This is a genomic window from Dehalobacter sp. TBBPA1 (genome assembly GCF_040931655.1).
GTDB lineage: Bacteria > Bacillota > Desulfitobacteriia > Desulfitobacteriales > Syntrophobotulaceae > Dehalobacter > Dehalobacter restrictus.
Genome location: NZ_CP162385.1, coordinates 1,790,448 through 1,811,984, shown reverse-complemented (window position 1 = coordinate 1,811,984; position 21,537 = coordinate 1,790,448). Strand labels below are relative to the sequence as shown.

The 21,537-nt window shown below is 43.5% G+C and carries 21 protein-coding genes; 16 read left to right on the top strand and 5 right to left on the bottom strand.

Annotated elements, in window-relative coordinates; all coding sequences use genetic code 11:
- Positions 1-126: 126 nt before the first annotated feature.
- From AB3489_RS08940 to AB3489_RS08915, 6 genes are all read left to right on the top strand, one after another.
- A complete protein-coding gene (locus AB3489_RS08940; RefSeq protein WP_368292620.1) occupies positions 127-633 on the top strand; it encodes an adenylate cyclase in 507 nt (168 codons plus the stop codon).
- Between the two features lie 154 nt (positions 634-787).
- A complete protein-coding gene (gene pepF / locus AB3489_RS08935) occupies positions 788-2,584 on the top strand; it encodes an oligoendopeptidase F (protein WP_368292619.1) in 1,797 nt (598 codons plus the stop codon).
- Between the two features lie 17 nt (positions 2,585-2,601).
- The gene (locus AB3489_RS08930; RefSeq protein ID WP_368292618.1) at positions 2,602-3,453 is read left to right on the top strand and encodes an Mrp/NBP35 family ATP-binding protein; all 852 of its coding nucleotides are present in this window, start codon (positions 2,602-2,604) and stop codon (positions 3,451-3,453) included.
- A gap of 111 nt (positions 3,454-3,564) precedes the next feature.
- Positions 3,565-4,818: an adenosylhomocysteinase gene (locus tag AB3489_RS08925; RefSeq protein WP_368292617.1), complete on the top strand. Its 1,254-nt coding sequence runs from the start codon at positions 3,565-3,567 to the stop codon at positions 4,816-4,818.
- A complete protein-coding gene (locus tag AB3489_RS08920) occupies positions 4,811-5,437 on the top strand; it encodes a GNAT family N-acetyltransferase (protein ID WP_368292616.1) in 627 nt (208 codons plus the stop codon). The genes AB3489_RS08925 and AB3489_RS08920 overlap by 8 nt, the downstream gene beginning before the upstream one ends.
- Positions 5,438-6,658: 1,221 nt before the next feature.
- The gene (locus tag AB3489_RS08915; RefSeq protein ID WP_368292615.1) at positions 6,659-8,296 is read left to right on the top strand and encodes an HD domain-containing phosphohydrolase; all 1,638 of its coding nucleotides are present in this window, start codon (positions 6,659-6,661) and stop codon (positions 8,294-8,296) included.
- Between the two features lie 134 nt (positions 8,297-8,430).
- Here the strand turns inward: AB3489_RS08915 and AB3489_RS08910 are convergent, their stop codons facing one another.
- From AB3489_RS08910 to uvrC, 3 genes are all read right to left on the bottom strand, one after another.
- Positions 8,431-8,847, bottom strand: coding sequence for a polymer-forming cytoskeletal protein (locus AB3489_RS08910; protein ID WP_368292614.1), 417 nt, complete (start codon positions 8,845-8,847; stop codon positions 8,431-8,433).
- Between the two features lie 18 nt (positions 8,848-8,865).
- Entirely contained in the window at positions 8,866-9,759 is an 894-nt protein-coding gene (locus AB3489_RS08905; RefSeq protein WP_368292613.1) for a peptidoglycan DD-metalloendopeptidase family protein, read from the bottom strand.
- 178 nt (positions 9,760-9,937) lie between these two features.
- Positions 9,938-11,695, bottom strand: a complete 1,758-nt coding sequence (uvrC, locus tag AB3489_RS08900; RefSeq protein WP_368292612.1) for an excinuclease ABC subunit UvrC — start codon at positions 11,693-11,695, stop codon at positions 9,938-9,940.
- Between the two features lie 98 nt (positions 11,696-11,793).
- Here uvrC and AB3489_RS08895 point away from each other — a divergent pair, with 98 nt between their 5' ends.
- Positions 11,794-12,306 carry a hypothetical protein gene (locus tag AB3489_RS08895; RefSeq protein ID WP_368292611.1) on the top strand — a complete coding sequence of 171 codons (513 nt, stop codon included), beginning with the start codon at positions 11,794-11,796 and terminating at the stop codon, positions 12,304-12,306.
- A 3-nt stretch (positions 12,307-12,309) separates the two neighbouring features.
- On the opposite strand, the gene AB3489_RS08890 is transcribed toward AB3489_RS08895, so the two are convergent.
- A complete protein-coding gene (locus tag AB3489_RS08890) occupies positions 12,310-12,753 on the bottom strand; it encodes a DMT family transporter (RefSeq protein ID WP_019225780.1) in 444 nt (147 codons plus the stop codon).
- A 146-nt stretch (positions 12,754-12,899) separates the two neighbouring features.
- Between AB3489_RS08890 and AB3489_RS08885 the strand changes: the two genes are divergently transcribed.
- The 5 genes from AB3489_RS08885 (at position 12,900) to AB3489_RS08865 (ending at position 16,534) form a co-directional block, all read left to right on the top strand.
- Complete coding sequence (locus AB3489_RS08885) at positions 12,900-13,256, top strand: hypothetical protein (protein WP_015042459.1); 357 nt, start codon at positions 12,900-12,902, stop codon at positions 13,254-13,256.
- Between the two features lie 199 nt (positions 13,257-13,455).
- On the top strand, positions 13,456-13,944 hold the full coding sequence (locus AB3489_RS08880) for a metallophosphoesterase family protein (RefSeq protein ID WP_368292609.1): 489 nt from the start codon (positions 13,456-13,458) through the stop codon (positions 13,942-13,944).
- A gap of 46 nt (positions 13,945-13,990) precedes the next feature.
- On the top strand, positions 13,991-14,647 hold the full coding sequence (locus tag AB3489_RS08875) for a DUF2103 domain-containing protein (RefSeq protein WP_368292608.1): 657 nt from the start codon (positions 13,991-13,993) through the stop codon (positions 14,645-14,647).
- An 88-nt stretch (positions 14,648-14,735) separates the two neighbouring features.
- Complete coding sequence (locus AB3489_RS08870; protein ID WP_019225782.1) at positions 14,736-15,341, top strand: FMN-dependent NADH-azoreductase; 606 nt, start codon at positions 14,736-14,738, stop codon at positions 15,339-15,341.
- Between the two features lie 395 nt (positions 15,342-15,736).
- A complete protein-coding gene (locus AB3489_RS08865; RefSeq protein WP_368292607.1) occupies positions 15,737-16,534 on the top strand; it encodes a GGDEF domain-containing protein in 798 nt (265 codons plus the stop codon).
- 150 nt (positions 16,535-16,684) lie between these two features.
- Here AB3489_RS08865 and AB3489_RS08860 read toward each other — a convergent pair whose 3' ends face one another.
- Positions 16,685-17,977, bottom strand: coding sequence for a replication-associated recombination protein A (locus AB3489_RS08860; RefSeq protein WP_368292606.1), 1,293 nt, complete (start codon positions 17,975-17,977; stop codon positions 16,685-16,687).
- A 208-nt stretch (positions 17,978-18,185) separates the two neighbouring features.
- On the opposite strand from AB3489_RS08860, the gene AB3489_RS08855 reads away from it, so the two are divergent.
- From AB3489_RS08855 to mnmA, 4 genes are all read left to right on the top strand, one after another.
- Positions 18,186-18,629 carry an Rrf2 family transcriptional regulator gene (locus AB3489_RS08855; RefSeq protein WP_015042466.1) on the top strand — a complete coding sequence of 148 codons (444 nt, stop codon included), beginning with the start codon at positions 18,186-18,188 and terminating at the stop codon, positions 18,627-18,629.
- 75 nt (positions 18,630-18,704) lie between these two features.
- Complete coding sequence (gene nifS / locus AB3489_RS08850) at positions 18,705-19,874, top strand: cysteine desulfurase NifS (protein ID WP_368292605.1); 1,170 nt, start codon at positions 18,705-18,707, stop codon at positions 19,872-19,874.
- 70 nt (positions 19,875-19,944) lie between these two features.
- Positions 19,945-20,319, top strand: a complete 375-nt coding sequence (gene nifU / locus AB3489_RS08845; protein ID WP_019225786.1) for a Fe-S cluster assembly scaffold protein NifU — start codon at positions 19,945-19,947, stop codon at positions 20,317-20,319.
- Between the two features lie 21 nt (positions 20,320-20,340).
- A complete protein-coding gene (gene mnmA, locus AB3489_RS08840; protein WP_368292604.1) occupies positions 20,341-21,408 on the top strand; it encodes a tRNA 2-thiouridine(34) synthase MnmA in 1,068 nt (355 codons plus the stop codon).
- Positions 21,409-21,537: the final 129 nt, after the last annotated feature.

Genomic DNA, 21,537 nt, shown 5'->3' with positions numbered 1-21,537 from the left:
ATAAAATAAATTTGCAATAGTACCATGTCAACCCTAAATCTTCATATACTGTCAGCAGATTTCTCGTGATACCGCCTTGTCTTACAAGGAATCGGCTCGCCATTTATTGTAATTTTAGGGGTTAACATGGCACTCGTATGGGAGTTGGGGATAGTGGGACTGGAGATTGAGCGCAAGTACCTTGTTCATCAGCATCTTCTGCCGGAACTGAAGGAAGGGGAACGGATGATTCAAGGTTATCTTTCGGAGAAACCGTCGGTCAGGTTCAGAATTAAGGGGAATAAAATGGTTTTGACAATCAAGGATTATTATACAAAAAACAGGCGGTTTGAACTGGAGACCCCTGTGAAAGAAATAACAGAGGAAGAGATTCAAAAGCTTATATCCTTGGCAATAAGCCCACCCATCATTAAGACAAGATATTTGGTGAAAAGCCGTCAGGGGTTAATCTGGGAGATTGACGTTTATGAGGAGGAGAATGCCGGCTTGATTACGGTGGATATAGAAATTCCGCAGGAAGATTTTCCGCTGGAATTTCCGGAATGGGTTGCCGGTGACTGTGAAATTACCGGAGAGAAGCGTTACACGAATCTTAATCTTGGCAGGAAGCCTTTTGCAACGTGGGCAGAATAAGCCGAATAAAAAGATACCAGCCTGTCGTTTACACAGACTGGTATTCTTGTTATTAAGGGCAAACAATTAGTAATAATTTGCTCAATAAAATTAGTAATTTTTTCTTTTACTGTGTATAATATTTCGAGAAGATCAATTATTTGGAGGGATCAGTTTGTCAGAGACGTTACGTTCAAGGGAAGAAATCCCGCAGGAATATAAATGGAGACTCGAAGATATTTTTGCCAGTGATCAGGACTGGGAGACAATGTTTAGCGAAACAGAAAAGATGATTGGGCTTTCCGCAAAATATCAGGGACAGCTTGCCGGCGGTGCGGACATTTTTGTTGAATGTATGGAATGGGCAGACCGTTTCAGCCTGAACCTGGAAGAACTGTTTACGTACGCCCGGATGAGAAGGGATGAAGATAACCGGATTTCCCGTTACCAGGGGATGACAGACCGGGCGACAATGCTTTCAGTACAGGCCGGAAGCGCCTTGTCATTTATTGTTCCGGAAATCCTGGCTATTCCGGATGAACGCTTTAGTGAGATTCGTCAGGATGAGAGATTGCAGATTTATCATCATTACCTGGAAAATATCTTGAGACAAAAACAACATGTCTTGAGTCTGGCCGAGGAAAAAATCCTGGCTGAAACAGGCGAACTGGCTTCAGCACCAAGCACGATTTTCAGCATGGCCAACGATGCGGATCTGAAAATCGGCCCGATCAAGGATGAAGAAGGCCGGGAAATTGAACTGACCAAGGGAAATTTTATCCGGTATATGGAAAGTAAAGACCGTAGAGTCAGACAGGATGCGTTTACGACGATGTATGCGGCTTACGGCAAACAAATAAACTCCTGGGCGGCAATGCTCGGAGCGAGTGTCAAGGCCGATGTTTTTTATGCAAGGGTCAGACACTATGATTCTGCGATTCAAAGCGCTCTTGACGACGACAAAGTGCCACTTTCCGTTTACGACGCGCTGATACAGACAGTTCATGACTATTTGCCGCAGTTCCAGCGGTATATCCAGCTGCGCAAAAAAGTCCTCGGCGTTACTGAGCTGCATATGTATGATATTTATGTTCCTTTCGTCCCTGAAATGGATACGCATATTCCGTTTGAGGAAGCGAAGTCCATTGCACGCGAAGGGCTGAAACCTTTGGGAGAAGAGTATCTGGACATTCTGGACGAAGGATTTCGTTCCGGCTGGATCGATATCTATGAGAATATCGGCAAAACAAGCGGAGGCTACTCCTGGGGCACGTACAGCTCCCATCCTTATGTTTTGCTGAATCATCAGAATACGCTGGATTCCCTGTTTACGCTGGCCCATGAAATGGGGCATTCCCTACACACGTATTTATCAAATAAAAACCAGACGCATCTTTATGCAGGATATAAAATATTTGTAGCCGAGGTTGCGTCCACACTGAACGAATCCCTGGTTATGCGTCATATGATCAATGCCTCGAATGACAGTAAAATGAAGGCCTATCTGATTAATCATTATCTGGAACAATTCAGGGGAACCGTGTTCAGGCAGACCATGTTCGCAGAGTTTGAAAAGGAAATACATGCTGCAGCCGAACGGAATGAATCCCTCACGGCGGACTACCTGTCCGAAATTTACCGGGACCTGAACCTGAAATATTTTGGGTCAGACATTGTCTTGGATGAACAGATCAATATGGAATGGACACGGATTCCGCATTTTTATAATGCTTTCTATGTTTATAAGTATGCGACAGGATTTTCAGCAGCGACGGCTCTCGCTCAGCAAATCGTGCAGGAAGGGGAACCTGCTGTACAGCGGTATCTGGCGTTTTTGTCCAGCGGAGGCTCAGATTATCCGATCGAACTTCTGCGCCAAGCCGGAGTCGATATGGAAAAACCGGAACCGGTTAAGCAGGCACTGGATGTTTTTGTGGAGCTGCTCGACCAGCTGGAAAAACTTGTCAAATAATAATGGAGGTAAAAAAAGTGAGTAATCCATGCAGCAGTTGTTCAACAGCTTCAACCTGCTCCGGCAACTGCTCCTCAGTTCCGGAACTTACTGAAGCTCAAAAATTAAGTAATATTAAAAATGTTGTTGCAGTCATGAGCGGCAAGGGTGGAGTCGGAAAATCCTCTGTAACGAGCATGCTTGCAGTAAGCCTGATGCGTCAGGGCTATAAAGTCGGTATTCTCGATGCGGATATCACAGGACCCAGCATTCCGAAGATTTTTGGTCTCAAAGACAAAGCAAGTGCCGCTGAAAAGGGGATTATGCCGGTCGAATCCATGAGTGGCATCAAGATTGTTTCTCTGAATCTTATGCTCGAAAATGAGGATGATCCTGTGATTTGGAGAGGTCCGGTCATTTCCCAACTGGTGAAACAGTTCTGGACGGATGTGATCTGGGGAGAACTTGATTACCTGCTGATTGACTTGCCTCCGGGAACCGGCGATGTGCCGATCTCCGTATTGCAGTCTATTCCGGTGGATGGTTTGGTCATTGTCACAAGTCCTCAGCAGCTCGCTAACATGGTTGTTCGCAAAGCCATAAAAATGGCCACCATGTATAAAGCTACTTTTTATGGACTTGTTGAAAATATGGCTTATATTGAATGCCCGGACTGCAACAAGCGCATTGAGATATTCGGCAAACCGGCCGGAGAGAAGGAAGCTGCGGCGAATGAAATTCCTTATCTCGGCCAATTGCCGATTGATCCAAGACTAACGGCGCTTTCCGATGCCGGGCAAGTTGAAGAATATCAGTCGGCGCTGTTTGATGTAATTGCTCAAAAAGTTGATGCCTGCAGCAAGGAAAAAAGTCCGAAAGAAACAGCATAAGTACGCAAGCAAGACTGTACAATCAGGTCCTGAAAAGGAGCCTGATTTTCTTCCTAAGCAGTCTGACTTTTAGAACAAATACGTGTATAATAAAGCGGAGGAGGTGCTAAGATGAACGAAGTTTCTACCATTCGAGATATTAGGCTGGCTGCTGACGGACAACGAAAAATAGACTGGGTAAAACAGTACATGCCGGTGTTGAATTCACTTCGGGATCAATATATTCAAGAGCGCCCGTTTGCAGGGAAAAAAATTGTCATCTGCCTTCATTTGGAAGCAAAAACCGCATATCTGGCCTTGACAATTCAGGCGGGAGGCGGGGAAGTTGCTGTGGTCGCCAGCAATCCGCTCTCTACGCAGGATGATGTGGTGGCGGCTCTGGTCGAAAACGGCATCAGGGCTCATGCCTGGCACGGTGCGACAGATGAGGAGTATAAAGTGCATATCAACAAGGCCCTCGATTTTGGGCCTGATTATATCATTGATGACGGTGGGGATCTCGTTTCAACAATTCATACTTGCCGGCGGGAACTGATTGGCCAGGTTAGAGGTGGAGCGGAGGAGACCACAACAGGTATTCTCAGATTAAAAGCCATGTCCAGGGAAGGAAAGCTTGAATTTCCGATGATGGCCGTCAATGATGCCAGAAGCAAGTATTTATTTGACAACCGATACGGAACGGGTCAATCCGTCTGGGATGCAATTCTGCGGACAACCAATCTGGTGGTTGCAGGAAAAACGGTTTGTATCGTTGGTTATGGATGGTGCGGCAAAGGTGTGGCATTAAGAGCCAGAGGGCTTGGGGCGAAAATCATTATCTGTGAAGTTGACCCGGTTAAAGCCAATGAGGCCTGGATGGACGGATACGAGGTCATGCCGATGAAGGAAGCCGCTTCTATGGCAGATTACTTTATTACCGTGACAGGCAATAAGAATGTCATTACAAAAGATCATTTTGTACGGATGAAGAATGGTGCAATCCTGGCGAACGCCGGTCATTTTGATGTGGAAATATCTAAGCAGGACCTGAGTCTTCTAGCTGTTTCCAAAAGAAAGGTCCGCCCCAACACTGAAGAATTTACCCTTGAAGACGGGAGAAAAATCTTCTTGCTTGCTGAAGGCAGACTGGTAAATTTAGCTGCAGGAGACGGTCACCCGGTGGAAGTAATGGATATGTCTTTTGCGTTGCAGGCTTTGGCCCTCGAATATCTGGTAAAAAACCAGGGGCTTGAGAACAAAGTTTTTAATGTTCCGGAACAACTGGATAACAGGGTTGCGCTGATGAAGCTTCATTCACTTGGACTGCAAATTGACAGCCTGACATCGGATCAGGCGGAATACCTAGCAGGATGGGTAAATGAATAAAGAGGAATGGATCAACATTACCTGTACTATCCAGACTTCGAAAGGGGAACTGCTGATATCCGGGGTGACACCTCCGGATATCTTGGAAAAGCTTGAAATTGACCAGCAATTAAAAGCTTTCCGTCCGGCTGCCAAACAAAAAAAAGCCATTGTTGAGATCAGCTGTCTTCCACAGGGAAAAGTCGTCTCAGCCCAAATCAATGGGGAGCTGGTCGGCTATATTACGTTTCATCCGCCGGATGAATTTGAACGGTGGTCATCCGGACAAAACAAGGTTCTGGAGCTCGGAGCGATTGAAGTGTCTCCGCGCTACCGCAATTATGGAGTAGCCCGCAGGATGCTGGAAGCTGCTTTTGGTGACGGAAAAATGGAAGACTATATTGTGATTGCAACAGAATATTACTGGCACTGGGATTTGGATGGAACAAACCTGCCGATTTGGGAATACAGGGAAATGATGCGCCGTCTGATGACGCATACGGATCTGCTTATTAAAGATACGGACGATGAGGAAATCACATCTCATCCAGCCAATATGCTGATGGTTCGCTATGGGAAAAATATCACAAAAAAAATGATATATAATTTTGATCGACTTTTATTTTTAAACAGCAAATAATGGTGTGGTTTTTGGTCGGCAATATAGACTGTTTTGGCCGAATTTAGCCGAAAATAATCAACTGACGGAAATAGACGATTCTTTAATCAACGAACGTTCAGTTATCTGCGGTATGAATTCGCTTTATAGTACATCCGGCTTTTGCAAAAAATACGGATTATGTATAAAATGATATGGAAGCTATATGTATAAAATGATGTGGAAGCTAATAAAAATGAACTAGTGAAAACTAATTATATCTTAGTTTCAGATGTGTAAGGTTCCTTTGGATCATGGAGCGTTATTCTAGTGCATGAAACGGTCATTCGAGGGCGGGCCTAAGAATCCGCTAAGGGCATACCGATGAAGTTCCTGGTGGTGGCTTGGGACGCCCAGTCGTGGGCTGCTGCTGGGAGTTAAGGACAGAGGGGGATCCGCAATGGCATGTGGGCGCTACCCTTTATCCGTGGAGGCCCAGGTACGTGGTTTGAAACATAGCTACGGCTTGGGGATGAACCTGCATTAGGAAGGAACTTAGTGCAGTGTAGCCTGCCTTGAGGTGGAAAAGTTGGAAAGGCGATGATTGGTTAACTGGTGTTGGCAAACATCCGTTATACCTGCCGGAAATTCTTTTCTGCAAAAGAGGCTAGGGTGACCGGGAGTGTTAAGGAAAACTTCTAGAGCGTTTTATTGAGAAGGATTGAAGTGCGGACTAAGTGGCGATCAAGTTCTGAGAAATGGCAACATTTCAGACCAGGAGGAAGGGGAAACCGCCCTTGCAGGAAACCAAAGGGATCCTGGTGGGAAAACCTACTTGACCTAAGCCGCAACATTTACTTCTCGATATCCTACAATCCAAGGGACTACCATCAAAAGTGGTATGTAAGATAAGGTTCTGTATTGTAGGGATAACCCCCTAAATAAGAGTAACTCCAAACCTATAAGATGCTGTTAATAGTTTTATACTGTTGGCAGTATCTTTTTGTAAATTTAGGGGTTTATATCGTGTCCCCAACCGCTTTTCGGCTATTGAATATTCATGGAGCTTTAAATAAATATTTAGTAATAAAAATATTTTGAAAAACAAAATTTTTCTTGAGTAAAATGTTTTATAATAGTATAATTAAAAATAAATAAGGATTTTTTAAATTTAAAATGACGATCATTTGGTAGCCGATTTACACTTCTTCTAAGATTATAAAACTTCTTTTAGAAAGTGAGTAAGCATTTTTGCATACACATTTGGCTGTTGAAAAAAGGAATTTAATAAATTCATTAAAAAACAGACTCATATATGAACAATTGCTAAATAAAGTTTCTCTTATTACTCTTGAAGATAGTGATATAGACGATTGCATAAATAAAAGTCTTCAAGTTCTTGGAGAAACTCTATTAGTTAGTCGAGCCTATTTATTAGAACCTTATTTAGAAACAAATATAAATAATAATTTTGTATGGGTTTCGCCCGGTATTGTGCACGAAAAAAATAATCTTCATGATATGTCGGAATGTTTTACACCTTGGTTACTAAATCAAGTGGAAAATAATAAAATAATATGTTTTTCAGACATTGAAGATATTCCCGATGAGATGACAAAAAAAATAATACTTAACCAAAGGATAAAATCTCTTTTTATTATCCCGTTATTTGTTAAAAATATATACTACGGTTGTTTAGGTTTTGATGTATGGGGAAATTATCGTGAATGGCTGGAAGTTGATGTTAACTTTCTCCAGTCTATTGCTAGAATTCTTTGTTCAACTATTGCAAATGATATGGCGAAAAAAAGCATGAATTTCGAACGTATTCAATACTGTACTATGTTTGATAGCATCAATGCGGGAATTTACGTTTCGGATATAGAAAACTACAAAATACTTTATGCAAATAAATTTATTAAAGATATTTATGGTAGAGAACCGATAGGAGAGTTATGCTATAAGGTCTTGCATAATAAGGATTATCCATGTATTTTTTGTACAAATCAAATTATAAAAGAAACCAAGGACAAACCATATATCTGGGAACATTATAATACTTTTGTAAATAAATATTTTGAAATTACCAATAAGATAATCCGTTGGAGGGACGGCAGGGATGTTCGCTTTGAATATATGTGTGATATGTCAAAGTATAAGCAAGTGCAAACAGAATTATTAATGGAAAAGGAAGCATTTAAGTCATTGGAAGCAAAACTAAAAAAAACCAATGAGAAATTACAAATCCTTTCACAATCTACAATTACAGCATTGAGTGAACTGTTAGAACAAAAGGACTCATATACGGCTTCTCATCAAACAAATGTTGCTAATTTGTCTTGTGCTATAGCCAAAGAAATGAAATTACCGGAGGAACAAATTAAAGGAATAAAAGTAGCTGCACTACTACATGATATTGGAAAGATAGCTATACCTTTAGATATACTTAATAAACCTCGTAATTTAACAGATAATGAATTCAATTTAATCAAAGAGCATGTTCAGAATGGTTTTGAAGTTATTAAGACCTTAGACTTTTCCTGGCCAATTGCTAAAATAATTTTACAGCATCATGAAAGAATGAATGGCTCTGGGTACCCAAATGGTTTACGAAATAATGAAATACTTATAGATGCAAAGATATTAGCTGTTGCGGATACGATAGATGCGATGTCTTCTCATAGACCTTATAGACCTGCCCGTGGTTTAGGAGAAGCAATGGCTGAAGTATTAAAACATAGTAATGTTTTATATGATAGTGAGGTAGTCAAAGCTTGTTTGTCAGTACTTATGAAAGAAAATAAAAAAAATAAAGTTATAACTCAAGAAATTTTTCAATATGCCTCTAACCATAGCGAAATTAATAAACTAAATAAAAATATCGTATGTTATAATATCTAAGAACTTAGACCTCAAGAAGATATGTTATAGGACGAAAAAATTCTTCATATTTGATACAGAGCTAAAAAAGGAGTTTTGCTGGGCTGCTGTTACAGCATTCCTGCAAAACTCCGACTCCGAATATACATTGTTTCTTAGGACTTTTTTTCAGGGGAAGAGTCATCGGGATGATCTGTACTGTCAGTGACAATGGAACTTGTGCCGACAAAGATGGCGCCCTGGTCGATCTTAAGCTGTTTGGCGGTGATGTCCCCGTAGAGGCGGGAGGTAGGGCTTAATTCCAACAGGTCTCCGACCTTAATGTTCCCGCAGACAACGCCCGTAATCGTTGCTGTAGCAGCAGAAATATTGGCTTTTACTGAGGCAGACTGACCGATGATTAAGTCGCCCCCGACTTCAACAGTGCCTTCCAGCTTGCCGTCTATCCGAATATTGCCGCTCGATACCAAAGACCCCTTGAGCTCACAGTCTTCGGCAATGTATGTAATATTTGTGTTCGTGCTGATATTGCGGATGACCGGTTTTATGTCGTTTTCTTTTTTACTAAACATGCTTAGCCGCTCCTTATTTTATTGCGCTTCGGTATATGTAGTAAAGACTGTCGGATCAACGAGTTCGCCGTCAACATAGGCCTGGTAGTGAAGGTGGCTGCCGGTGCTCCGGCCAGAATTTCCGCTGTACGCGATAATCTCGCCTTTCTGAACCGTGTCTCCGACTTTGACTGTCAGTTTAGAATTATGGGCATAAAACGTTACAACGCCATAGCCGTGGTCAATCTGCACCCTTCGTCCCCAATAACCGTCATAGCCTGCATAAGTGACGGTCCCGGCAGCAACCGCCTGGACAGGTGTACCATAATCGCAGGCAATATCAATACCGGAATGAAATTCACTGCTCCAGCCGCCAAAAGGATTGCGGCGATAGCCAAAAGGTGAGGAGATCGGGCCATTGACCGGAAGAATATTCGGTGTCCGGTTCAGCTTGTCTTTGTATTCTACGGAAGCATCATAATACTTCTGCAGGGTTTCCAAATGAGAATTGAGCAGATTTGAAGCCTGATCAAGGCTTTCTGGCTCGGAATATGACTGTACGGAGTAACTGCTGCGGCTGACTTCCGTCGTACTTTTCTGCTGGATTTTAAGAATGCCGGCAATTTTAGATTCCAGTGAGGAGATGGTTAACAAGTTCTGATTGATTTCGGATGTCTTTTCATTTAATCTCGCGATTTCCAAATCCTTGGCCTGCAACTGATCTTCAAGCTTATCGACATAGGCAATTTTTTGCTGATAAACATTGATGTAATGAGCCTGGTAAATGTCATAAGCAAAAAGTCCCGTAAAAAAGATACCCAGTGCAGCTGAGCTGGTAACAATCATTTTTTTCGCTTTGACAGAAAACTGAATCTGCCGGGGTGCTTTGTCGTGGTCAGGGTGGATAATAATAATTGAGTATTTGTGCTTCAAAATATCACTCCTGAATAAGACACAAAAAACGAAAATATATTATATTTTCGCGTTTTTGTGAGTCATTAATCCATTTTCTAGGATATACGTCTTTGACTGTCTTGTCAAGGCAGGAAGAAAAATCAAACAAACATCAAAGAAATTTTTAACAAGATATAAAATAATATCATACCTGTTTTTACGTGTGGTGAAAGTGGTTATAGACTTCTTGGGCGGCCACTGCCGACAAACCGGACTTAATAAATTCTTCAGGTGCAGCATTTTTGATCGCATCCAAAGAATCAAAAGTTCTGAGGAGCATTCTTTTTCGTTTTGGCCCGATTCCGGGGATACCATCCAGCTCCGATGCGGTCATGTTTTTAATCCGCTGCTGCCTGTGGAAAGTGATCGCAAAACGGTGCACTTCGTCCTGGATTCGCTGGATCAGATAAAACACCTCGACTCTGGTGTCAATAGAAAGCTCACGGCCTGCTTGATTGATCAGACTGCGCGTTTCGTGCCGGTCGTTTTTAACCATACCGGCAACCGGAATGGTCAAGCGGAGCTCCTTCAGAGCATCAAGTGCGGCTTTGACTTGTCCTTTTCCGCCATCAACCAGAATCAGATCCGGCATTGCGGATTCTTCTCTCTGCAGACGGGAATAACGGCGCCCGATAATATGCTTGAGGTAGGCAGTATCATCATTGTTGTTCGCGAGCGGGGCAATATTAAATTTGCGGTAGTTTGCCCGAAAGGGTTTTCCGGCTTTAAACTGAACCATACCCCCGACAATATTGCTGCCGAACAGTCCTGAAATATCGAAGGCTTCGATCATATCGGCCTGAGCGATTCCGAGAAGTTCACATAATCCTGCCATCGTTTTCTGAATCTCTTCATTTTTGTCTTTTTCCAGGTCCATTTTTTCTTTCAGAACAGTCTCAGCATTCGAGGCGGCCATTGCCAAAAGTTGTTTGGTTTTACCTTTTTTAGGTATGGTCAGAGGAAGGATGTCCATGACTGCGGTCGATTGGATTTCAGGAATACAAATCTCATCCGGAATGACCATCTCGTCCGTATAGTACTGGATCAGAAATGAAAGAAATGATTCTTCCGGTTCATCGTAGTAGGCAAAGAAGAAACTGTCCCGGGTAACCAGTTTACCCTGACGAAAACAGAAGACCTGAATATTCATTAGCTCTTCATTAAACGCGTAGGCCACGATATCGCGGTTTCGCAAATCACTTAGCGTAATATTTTGTTTTTCACTGATGGTTTTCAGGTCTTGAATCAGATCCCGGTATTCTCTGGCTGCCTCAAACTGCAGCGCTTCGGCGGCTTTGGTCATCTTTCCTTCCAGCCAGTTGATGATGCTTTTTTGATTGCCGCGGAGGAACATGGTGGCTTTATCGAGGACCTCTTGATATTGTTCAGGCTCAATAGGATGAATACACGGACCGAGACATTGTCCAATATGATAATAAAGACAGGATTTGGTAGGGATCTGACTGCATTTGCGGAAAGGAAGCAGCCGGTTCAGCAGGCGGGCAGTTTCTCTGGCCGCTGTTGCATTGGGATAGGGACCGAAATATTTGCCGGCTTTTTTGGAAAATTTACGGGTAACAATAATCCGGGGGTGTTTTTCGGATGTTATTAATATATACGGATAAGATTTATCATCCTTTAGCATAATGTTATAGTACGGGTCGTGTTTTTTGATGAGGTTGCATTCAAGCAGGAGAGCCTCAACCTCAGAAGATGTCAGGATATATTCAAAGTCGGTAATTTCACTGACAAGTTTTTGGGTCTTCTGATCATGGGACCCTGTAAAATAAGACCTTACCCGGTTTTTCAGCACCTTGGCTTTGCCAACGTAAATAATCTTACCAGTAGCATTTTTCATCAAATAAACGCCAGGATTATCCGGCAGCAATTTCAGTTTCTTTTGCAGCAAATCCATCAAAATTTTTCACCTCAGTTAAATTGTAGGGGGAATAATTAAAAGATGCAACGTCATATTCTCCAATAAATGGACGTATATTTTCTTGGGGTGGTATTATGCGCAGCAACGCCTGGGGACGTCCTCCACAAAATGATATCTGGGGCGATATTAAAGTGCTTGCATTATGGATATTCATCGTCGGTATTGTCGGATATTTGCTATTCCCGGATTTTTTTCATAATGTTTACGATCAGCTAACCTCCGCAACTGCAAATACTGAAGAAATAGGCGAAATTACGCTGCCAACCTCAAGTGAGGTTAAGGATACCACAACAGGGGATGGGACGGATACAACTAGTGTCTATAATTCCATCTATACTGGGGACAGTGAAATCTCAGACGGATACTGGGCGTTGTTTGTCGGCGACAACGAGTTTCAGCAACTTTCTTTGTCGGCAGAGAGCTATGCGTATATTATAAGGCTTATCGATGGAGATCGGAAAGGGGAAGCAACAAAAATATTACTGCTTTCCGCTAATGGCAATATTCACAAATACGTGGTCACGGAAGAAGTTTATAATATCCTCTTGAATTTAAATATGATCAATAACCGTTCCGGAACAATCTAGTATTTATTTAAACAGCAGCTTTGCGCCACCGACAAAAAGTGCAAGACCCAGCAACTGCCACGGATTCCAGCTTATTCTTTGGACCCCGAAAAGCCCAAAGTGATCAATAATGACCGCAAGGCCGACTTGTCCAAGGATAATGGCCGTCGTGGCATTGCATACGCCAATTCTGGATATCGTTATGGCGACTAAGGCAACGATTCCGACACTTAACGCTCCTCCCAAATAGAGATACCAAGGGATTTGCAGCCATTTATGCCCAAACATAGGTACTTTCCAAGCCAATACGGCCAGAAGGGCAATCAAACTGCCAATGATGTGTACGATCAGCGTCGAAGAAAGCAAAGAAGTTTTTTGCGTCAGCTGTGAATTCAGCGTTCCCTGCACGGCCATTGCAGCTCCGGAGATTGCTGCCAGAACAGCAGGCAGCGAAAAAAATTTTAACATACTCTAACCTCCACTAAATTGGCACATATATTAAAATAAAGATTTGATGTTGGGCAAGAACACCAAGTCAGTAAAAAATATAGTAGTATTTGTTCCGTCTTACAGGGAAAAATGTTGATAAGCAGCTAATGAAAAGAGGTGGCAGAATGAATATAGATCCTGAAATGGTCAGAAGGGCGCAGATGTTGCTTACTTTAGATCATTCTTTGCCTCAGGTTAAAGAGATTCTTTTACGGGAAGGTTATTCGGATGATCAAGTGGCTGATCTGATAGATGCGACAGAAGAAGTACTCAATTATTTTGTTCCGCCTGTGTTTGACGACAATAAAATCGCGATAGATATCCGCCATTCCAATAAAGACCTTGACGGTGATCCGAGCCCCGATCTGCTTGTAGACCGATTCAGCGGCAAGATAGAGCTGCTTACTCCGCATCTGCAGGAAACCTGGAGGGTTGCCAACGAAATTCGCAAAACCTTAAAATGTCAATGCCAGTATTTATAACGTTCTATAACAATGAAGAGAACAGAGATGAATGTCTCTGTTTATTTTTACATATTGTCTGTTAAATTATGTAGACAGCTATTGGCAAATCAGCAATTATTCATTACTATTATATAAATACGAAATTAACCAAATAATCCGAAAAGTATTAAATGTGGAACATGTATCCAAAGCAGTCTGACAGAACGGGAGGAAAGAAATGAAAATTGCCATTCTTTCTGATACGCATATTCGCTATGGACGGAAACTCCCATCATTTGTCTGGAATGTTTTAAGTGAGGTTGATACAATTATTCATGCAGGAGATGTTGTGACGAAGAGTCTGATTGAGGAACTGGATTTGATTGCACCGGTCATTGCAGTCAGAGGAAACTGTGACTGGTTAATGGAAGAGCTGCCGGAGAAAATCATAGCCAAACTAGGTTCTCTAAGGATTGGTGTTACGCATGGTTATCTTGGATCCGGAAAGAATACCCCGGAAAGGGCTTACAATTTCTTTTCGGGAGAAGATGTAGATATGATTATCTTTGGACACAGCCATATACCTTATAAAAATGTCTATGAAGGGGTATTGCTGTTCAATCCTGGATCTCCAACAGAAAGAAGAGGACAGCCACAGTTTTCGATGGGCTTATTAAACTTAAGTGAAAAAAAAGGAAATTTTGATATCCAGCATTTGTTTTTTTAATCTGTTTCTTAATTATTTTGTCCATCGCGCAGTTTGAGGTTATCATATGAAATTTCGCCGCAATAAAATTAAAAGGGAACATAGTATCATTACCGGCGCCCTGGACTGGCTGGAGGATTTGAGTAAGCGGCGCGAAATCACAGACATTATTCCAGGGGTGATTGATGTAACCAATACCAGGGAACGCGGTGCGACCTATCAATACGAGACACCGACCGGATGTAAGATCCTACTGAAAAATGGTGGATCTGTTCAGGAGGCCTTTATCGTTACCCCGAGCCCTGAGGTAGTCAAGGAATGGGCGGCAAAGCTCATGGAAGAAATCAATTATTTTCAAGCTGCGCTCGAAGAGACCCGGGATGCCCTCCCACAGAAAGATCACCAGAAAACGGAAACTCGGGCTGCCAAACCAAAAGCTCCGATCCGGACAAAGTCGGCAAATGGATCAGTCAGGGAAACTTCAGAAACCTTTCTCAGCAGCAGGGACGCTCTGCTTGCCGGGATTAAAGAAGATTATCAGCTCGTGGAAATCAATCGGGGTCTTCGGGATTCCTATGTGGAGAGCCTTGCCAGCATGGGAGATCTGGAAGATCCTAAATTGGAAGACGCTTTGCAGCCGGAGATACGCCAGGCGTTGGAGAAACTGCAGGAGAAGCTCCAGGGTAAGGGAAAAACTCGGCAAAAGCAGCCAAAGCGAAGATGATTGTTTTGGTTTGAAATGGCAGTCATAGCTTTATCAAAAATGACTAAAACTATTTGAAGATTGTCAATGATTATGGAGGATAAAAATTATGGCTAAAGTACTGTATATTAAAGCAAATCCCAAGCCGGACGAGCAGTCGAGGACGTTTCGCCTTTCAGGGAGTTTTATCACCGCCTACAGGCAAAACAATCCTGGTGATGAGATTATTACCCACGATCTCTACCAGGAAGGTGTCAAGCCTCTGTCTGCAGAGGATCTACAATCTGTTTTTGGTCCAAAGGACGCGGATTCCGTCAATCATCCCGTTTTAAAGTATGCTTATGAGTTCAAGGCCAGTGATAAAATCATTATCGCTGCTCCAATGTGGAATCTTAGTTTTCCATCCATTCTCAAATGTTATCTGGATTATATTACGGTCACCGGGATTACCTTTCATTACACCGAACAAGGCCCCGTGGGCTTATGCCAGGGGAAAAAAGCTGTTCATATCGTAACCCGGGGCGGCGCTTATTCTGAAGGAGCAGGCGGTGCTTATGAAATGGGTGACAGGTATTTAAGAACAATTTTCGGTTTTCTGGGCATCACCGACTTTACAACAATCGCTGCGGAACAACTTGATGTTATCGGATTTGATGCGCAGGGAGAACTCTCCCAAAAAATGCAGGAAGCCGAAGAAAAAGCCAGAACATTTTAAGCTAGATACTGGTATTAATTAAATAAATATACGAATGACCCGGCTCTTCCGGGGTATTGTTCTGTCTTGATGCTCAGATTAAAGATGAATCATTTTGGAAAAAATTCCAAAATTATGATTGTTATCCAAAAAATATCATGTTATGATTTTCAATATGACTGGTATTAATTTAAAAAAGAATAGAGATGGGGTTAGTGAAGGAAACGAATCTTAAGCAGGGGTTTTATCTAGTCCTGTTAAAGGCCATGATACTACTATCAGCGTTTTCTATTATTGGAAATCTTGCCGTAGGCTACCCATTAAGCCTCAATATTAAATGGATTTTTTTACTCGTTTTAGCAGTATGCAGTGTATTGTATGAAAGACATAGAGGTTTTTCCGAGCGCAGCAAATTTTTGTTTTTTTTGGTTCTGACAGGGATTGTTCTGCCTTTTGGTTTTATCGATGCCGGAGGTAGTAACAGCTTTACGATTGCGTATGTATTTTTTCTCTTGATTGTCGCCAGTTACATTCTGGACGGCTGGTACCGCAATACAATTATCGCTGTGATTATTCTGGCTTTTATCGGTGTCCACACTTACGCCCATTATTTCCCGGAGAGAATACCCGTACTGGATCCCGGCAGTTTTTTCGTGGACCAGCTGATTCAGGTTCCAATTGTCCTGTTTTTGAGTTTCTTAGTTGTACGCTATTTTGCTGACGCTTACTACCAGACGAATCGAAGGCTCATGCAACTTGCTCATTTTGATGAGCTGACAGGGCTGTTGAACCGAAGAAATTTTAATGATATCCTGCAGAAACAGTTTGAATCCGGAAATTACAACGGTCATTTGATCATGCTTGATGTCGATAATTTTAAGATGATTAATGATAAAGAAGGACATCTAGCCGGAGACGATGGACTGAAACATTTGGGGGCTATTTTAAGGCGGCATTTTGATAATGGGAAAAATATGATCAGCCGTTGGGGCGGCGATGAGTTTATTGTTGTTTATTTTGGTGAAAGCGGACACGTGGAGACGGTTTTGGAACAAGTCAAAACAGAATTTAAAGACTATGTGAAAAATATTGAACCGATGGTCGACCTTAGTTTCGGGATTGCCCCGTTGCAGGGATGCCAGACCCCGAATGATGTACTGGCAAAAGCGGATGAGGTCATGTATGAAAAGAAAAGAGAAAAGAAGAACAGTTAGCCTGATTTTCTTCTCATAGAGATTATCGATGTACACTTGTGCTAAAAGACAGCGAGGTGTGCATTTTTTTGCTCGGATTTTTAATTGTTGCCAACTATTTGTCATTGACATGAAAGAAAAATTATTTTTCTCACAGATTAGGTAAGTTTATTAAGTCGGTTTTCCTCTGTTCTTGTCTATCCCGCGACCGGTCGGATCAAAGAATTTTGCTCCCTTGGCTTCTTCGGGCAGGTAGTCCTGTTCCACCCAGTTGCCTGGATAAGCATGCGGGTAAAGATAGTCTAAACCGTGGCCAAACTTCTTGGCGCCGTGATAAGAGGCATCTTTCAGATGCAGCGGCACTTGGCCGGCTTTGTTTGCTTTGACGTATTCCTGAGCCTGATTGATCGCCGCAACAACAGAATTGCTCTTCGGAGCAGTCGCAATAGCCAGGACAGCTTGTGCCATCGGTATTCTGGCTTCAGGCAGGCCAACCCACTCCAAGGCATTGGCTGCGGCATGGGCCTGGAGCATGACTGACGGATCAGCAAGGCCGACGTCCTCGGAAGCATGCACGATGATCCTGCGCATGATGAACCGAGGGTCCTCGCCGGATTCCAGCAGAACAGCAAACCAATACAGGGCTGCATCAGGATCGGACCCGCGCATACTTTTGATCATCGCCGAAATCATGTCGTAATGGTTGTCACCGTTTTTGTCAAAACGGAAGTGTCTTTCCTGAACGGACTCTATGGCGGTCTCCAGATCAATCCTGCGGATCCCGTCTTCAGGAGCTGTGGTCAGAACTGCGAGTTCGAGCGCATTTAACGCCCGGCGCAGATCTCCGCCGGCGAAATCAACCCAATGCTGAAAGGCTTCTGCTGTAATCTCCGTATGGTAATTACCAAGACCTCGCTCATTGTCCTTCAAGGCATTCTCAAGCCCCAGACGGAGTTCATGTTCTGAAAGAAGATTCAGTCTGAAAATCGTGGAACGGCTTAAAAGAGCGGAGTTGATTTCAAAATAAGGATTTTCAGTGGTTGCTCCGATAAAGGTGATCATACCGCGTTCAATAGCCGGGAGTAGAACATCTTGCTGGCCTTTGTTGAAACGGTGGACTTCATCGCAGAATACAAGCGTCTTCTGCTGATAAAGATGCAGCCTTTCCTCGGCTTTTTCCAGGATCTCTCTGAGTTCTTTGACGCCTGAAGAAACAGCATTGATCCGGATAAAATTCGAGGTTGTTTTATTAGCGATGACCTGAGCCAGGGATGTTTTACCTGTTCCAGGCGGACCGTATAAAATGATCGATGTCACCCGGTCTGCTTCAATGGCACGGCGTAGAAGTTTGCCGGGCCCAAGAATTTCCTGTTGGCCGATAAATTCTTCGAGGGTACGGGGACGCATTCTGTCGGCCAGGGGAGCAACTTTGCCGGAGTCAAAAGCAGCCGAAAAAAGATTCATTTTCTTTTTCCTCCAAAATTATTCTTGCAGATATACTTGATCATTGATAAACCAATAATAAAAAGGAAATGTTATGAAAGATGAATCCATTATACCAAAAAAATTGCAAAAGAATAACCAGAATGCTTATTGACAAATTCCGATTGGTTTAGTAGGATATAAGCGTACTGACGAAGGGTAACATTTTGCATGGCATGAGGTGAATTGCGTGAGATTTTCTACCAGGGGCAGATATGGCGTACAAATCATGGTTGATTTAGCCCAGCACGCGGCTGATGGTCCGGTTTCTCTGAAGTCTGTCGCTGACAGGCAGAAACTATCTGAGCATTATCTGGAACAGCTCGTTCCTGAGCTGCGTAAGGCAGGGCTGGTCAGAAGCATCCGGGGGCCCCAGGGCGGGTATGAACTGGCCAAGCGCCCTGAACAAATCAATATCGGCGATGTGATCAGGGTACTGGAAGGGCCGATCGCACCAGTCGAGTGCGTTACCCAGTCGGAAGAAGACTGCTGCCAGAAAACAGATTTCTGCGTAACGCGGGAAGTATGGGTGAAGGTTAGGGATTCCATCAACGGTGTCGTTGATTCTATTTCTCTGGCTGATTTACTAAAAGAAGCAGGTAGCGGCGGAGAAAACTTGGGATTTCTTCAATAGGTGTCTGAGATGATGATTTCGCTACGATCTGTCAGATAATTGTCGACAGATAAAAGCTGCTTAATGGAGGATAAGATGAAACGAATATATTTGGATCATAGTGCCACAACGCCGGTTGACCCGCAGGTGGCAGAGTTAATGATGGTGTACTTTACAGAGTACTACGGAAACCCATCCAGCGTACATTCCTTTGGAAGACAAGTTCATAAGGCCATCGACGAAGCCAGAGAACAGGTTGCATCTCTGATTGGGGCAAATCCTTCGGAGATTACCTTTACCAGCGGCGGAACGGAAGCTGATAACCTGGCCATTCAGGGTGCCGCCAGAACAAGAGCAAAAAAAGGCACGCACCTGATTACTTCGGCGATTGAGCATCATGCTGTTCTGGATACTTTTAAATACCTGGCTAAAAACGGCTACGAAATAACCATTGTGCCGGTCGATGAGGAAGGCTTGGTAAGTGTTCAGGATATAGAAAAAGCAATCCGTCCGGACACGATTTTAATCAGTATTATGCACGCCAACAACGAGGTCGGGTCGATTCAGCCTGTCGCTGAAATAGGCCGGATTGCCAGGGAAAAAGGGATCCTGTTCCATGTCGATGCCGTCCAGTCTCTTGGAAAACTGCCAATCGATGTAAATCAGATGAATGTTGACCTGTTAACGATATCGAGCCATAAAATCTATGGCCCGAAAGGGGTCGGGGCTTTATACATCCGCAAAGGCGTCAGGATTTCTTCGCTTGTTTTTGGCGGTTCACAGGAGAGAAAAGTCCGTTCCGGTACGGAAAACGCTCCGGGGATCATTGGTTTTGGCAAAGCCTGTGAGCTGGCCGGACAAAGGATGGCAGACGAAAATATTGAACTGGTCAGACTCCGTGATAAATTATTCGACGGAATCCTCGCCAGCATTGATCGTGTCAAGGTGAACGGCCCGCGTGGCGCCAAGCGTCTTCCGAACAATGTCAATATCAGCATTAATTTTATTGAAGGAGAATCACTGCTCTTAAGTCTCGATTTGGTTGGAATAGCCGGTTCCAGCGGTTCGGCCTGTACTTCGGGATCTTTGGATCCTTCGCATGTTTTACTGGCCATGGGTTTAAGCCACGAGGTTGCCCATGGTTCGCTGAGGCTCTCGCTTGGCAGACAGAATACGGATGAAGAGATCGATTATGTGTTACAGGAGCTTCCGAAGATCGTGCAGCGCTTAAGAGAAATGTCTCCTTTATATCATAAAGCAATTTGAACTAGCTTAAAGCAAATAGATAGTTCCTCAAAGCAAGTTGAAAGACAGGAATAAGACAGGAGTGAATCAGATGTATTCAGAAAAAGTAATCGATCATTTTACGAATCCCCGCAACGTAGGTGAAATTGAAAATGCAAATGGCGTTGGGCAAGTCGGCAACGCCAAGTGCGGCGACATTATGCGGATTTCAATGGTTGTTGAAAACGATGTTATCAAAGATATCAAGTTTAAGACATTTGGCTGCGGGGCTGCGGTAGCGACCAGTAGTATGGTTACGGAAATGGTCAAAGGCAAAAGCGTGAATGAAGCCTTGGATATTTCGAACGCTGCTGTTGCCGAAGCCCTTGGAGGTTTGCCTGAAGCCAAGCTGCACTGTTCCAATCTTGCCGCAGATGCTGTTCATGAAGCTATCAAAGACTACATCCAGAAAAAGACCAAGGTCTGAGGAAGGATGAAGGTTAAACGTATGAAAGTTGCTGTTGGAATGAGTGGCGGCGTGGATAGTTCCACCACCGTTTCTTTACTTCAAGAAAATGGTCATGAGGTGATCGGAGTCACCATTGTGACCCATGAAGGCGGACTTGCTGAAACCGCTGCGCTGGAAGCAGCTGAACAGCTCAGGATACCGCTGCATGTGCTTGATTTCCGGACGGTTTTTAAACAGGAAGTCATCGATTCTTTTGCGGAGAGCTACTACAGAGGGGAAACGCCAAATCCGTGTGTGCTGTGTAACCGGAAAATCAAATTTGGAGAATTGCTGAAACAGTCGCACAGACTTGGTGCCGACTATCTTGCGACCGGTCATTATGTTCGGAAAATGGTTGACGAAACTTCAGGCCGCTGGCTGATCCAAACCGGGCTGGACGCGAAAAAAGACCAGAGTTATGTGTTATACTCCTTAAGCCAGGAGCAGATTGCCCATGCACTTTTCCCGCTTGGTGATTATACGAAAGAACAGGTCAGGGACTTGGCGAGGAACAGAAAATTGACAGCTGCTGACAGCAGTGAGAGTCAGGAAATTTGTTTTATTCTTGACAACAACTATGCGGAGTATATTAGGACGACAATGGGCAAAGATTCTGAACCAGGTGATTTCACGGATTTCTCCGGCCGCATTATCGGCAGACACAGGGGATTGATCCATTATACGGTCGGACAGCGCAAGGGATTAGGGGTAACATTTGGTAAACCAATGTTTGTGGCTTCGATTGACCCGGTTGGCAACAGGGTAATACTTGGAGAAGGAAATGATCTCTATACCGATGTTCTCTGGGCGACAGATCTGAACTGGATTGCTCTGGAAAGGCTGTCCGACCCCTTGAAGGTGCAGGCCAAGATTCGTTACAAGGCGAATCCCGCAGCAGCTGTTCTTTATCCTGAAAATAATCTTGTCAGGGTTCAGTTTGAGACTCCGCAGCGGGCAGTTACTCCCGGTCAGTCGGTTGTGTTCTATGACGGGCCGACGGTGTTGGGAGGAGGGGTCATTGTATCGGATAAGTGCGGAATCCGCCAAGATCTTCTTAAGGCAGAATAAGAAGTGGTTGCCGAAGGGCTGACCCGTGCGAAATACTTCTTTCAGCGATATTTCAGTTTTATGTCATAATATAAAATGCAATATTGCTGAAAGGAATATTATCCTGATATTCCGGCAATAATACCGGAT

Bases quoted from the DNA above. Each gene is read 5' to 3' on its own strand.
- AB3489_RS08920 (WP_368292616.1), top strand. From the start codon at position 4,811: ATGAATAAAGAGGAATGGATCAACATTACCTGTACTATCCAGACTTCG.
- AB3489_RS08885 (WP_015042459.1), top strand. From the start codon at position 12,900: ATGAATATAGATCCTGAAATGGTCAGAAGGGCGCAGATGTTGCTTACT.
- mnmA (WP_368292604.1), top strand. From the start codon at position 20,341: ATGAAAGTTGCTGTTGGAATGAGTGGCGGCGTGGATAGTTCCACCACC.
- nifU (WP_019225786.1), top strand. From the start codon at position 19,945: ATGTATTCAGAAAAAGTAATCGATCATTTTACGAATCCCCGCAACGTA.
- AB3489_RS08910 (WP_368292614.1), bottom strand. From the start codon at position 8,847: ATGTTTAGTAAAAAAGAAAACGACATAAAACCGGTCATCCGCAATATC.
- AB3489_RS08940 (WP_368292620.1), top strand. From the start codon at position 127: ATGGCACTCGTATGGGAGTTGGGGATAGTGGGACTGGAGATTGAGCGC.
- AB3489_RS08880 (WP_368292609.1), top strand. From the start codon at position 13,456: ATGAAAATTGCCATTCTTTCTGATACGCATATTCGCTATGGACGGAAA.
- uvrC (WP_368292612.1), bottom strand. From the start codon at position 11,695: ATGGATTTGCTGCAAAAGAAACTGAAATTGCTGCCGGATAATCCTGGC.
- AB3489_RS08925 (WP_368292617.1), top strand. From the start codon at position 3,565: ATGAACGAAGTTTCTACCATTCGAGATATTAGGCTGGCTGCTGACGGA.
- AB3489_RS08870 (WP_019225782.1), top strand. From the start codon at position 14,736: ATGGCTAAAGTACTGTATATTAAAGCAAATCCCAAGCCGGACGAGCAG.
- AB3489_RS08875 (WP_368292608.1), top strand. From the start codon at position 13,991: ATGAAATTTCGCCGCAATAAAATTAAAAGGGAACATAGTATCATTACC.
- AB3489_RS08890 (WP_019225780.1), bottom strand. From the start codon at position 12,753: ATGTTAAAATTTTTTTCGCTGCCTGCTGTTCTGGCAGCAATCTCCGGA.
- AB3489_RS08895 (WP_368292611.1), top strand. From the start codon at position 11,794: ATGCGCAGCAACGCCTGGGGACGTCCTCCACAAAATGATATCTGGGGC.
- nifS (WP_368292605.1), top strand. From the start codon at position 18,705: ATGAAACGAATATATTTGGATCATAGTGCCACAACGCCGGTTGACCCG.
- AB3489_RS08860 (WP_368292606.1), bottom strand. From the start codon at position 17,977: ATGAATCTTTTTTCGGCTGCTTTTGACTCCGGCAAAGTTGCTCCCCTG.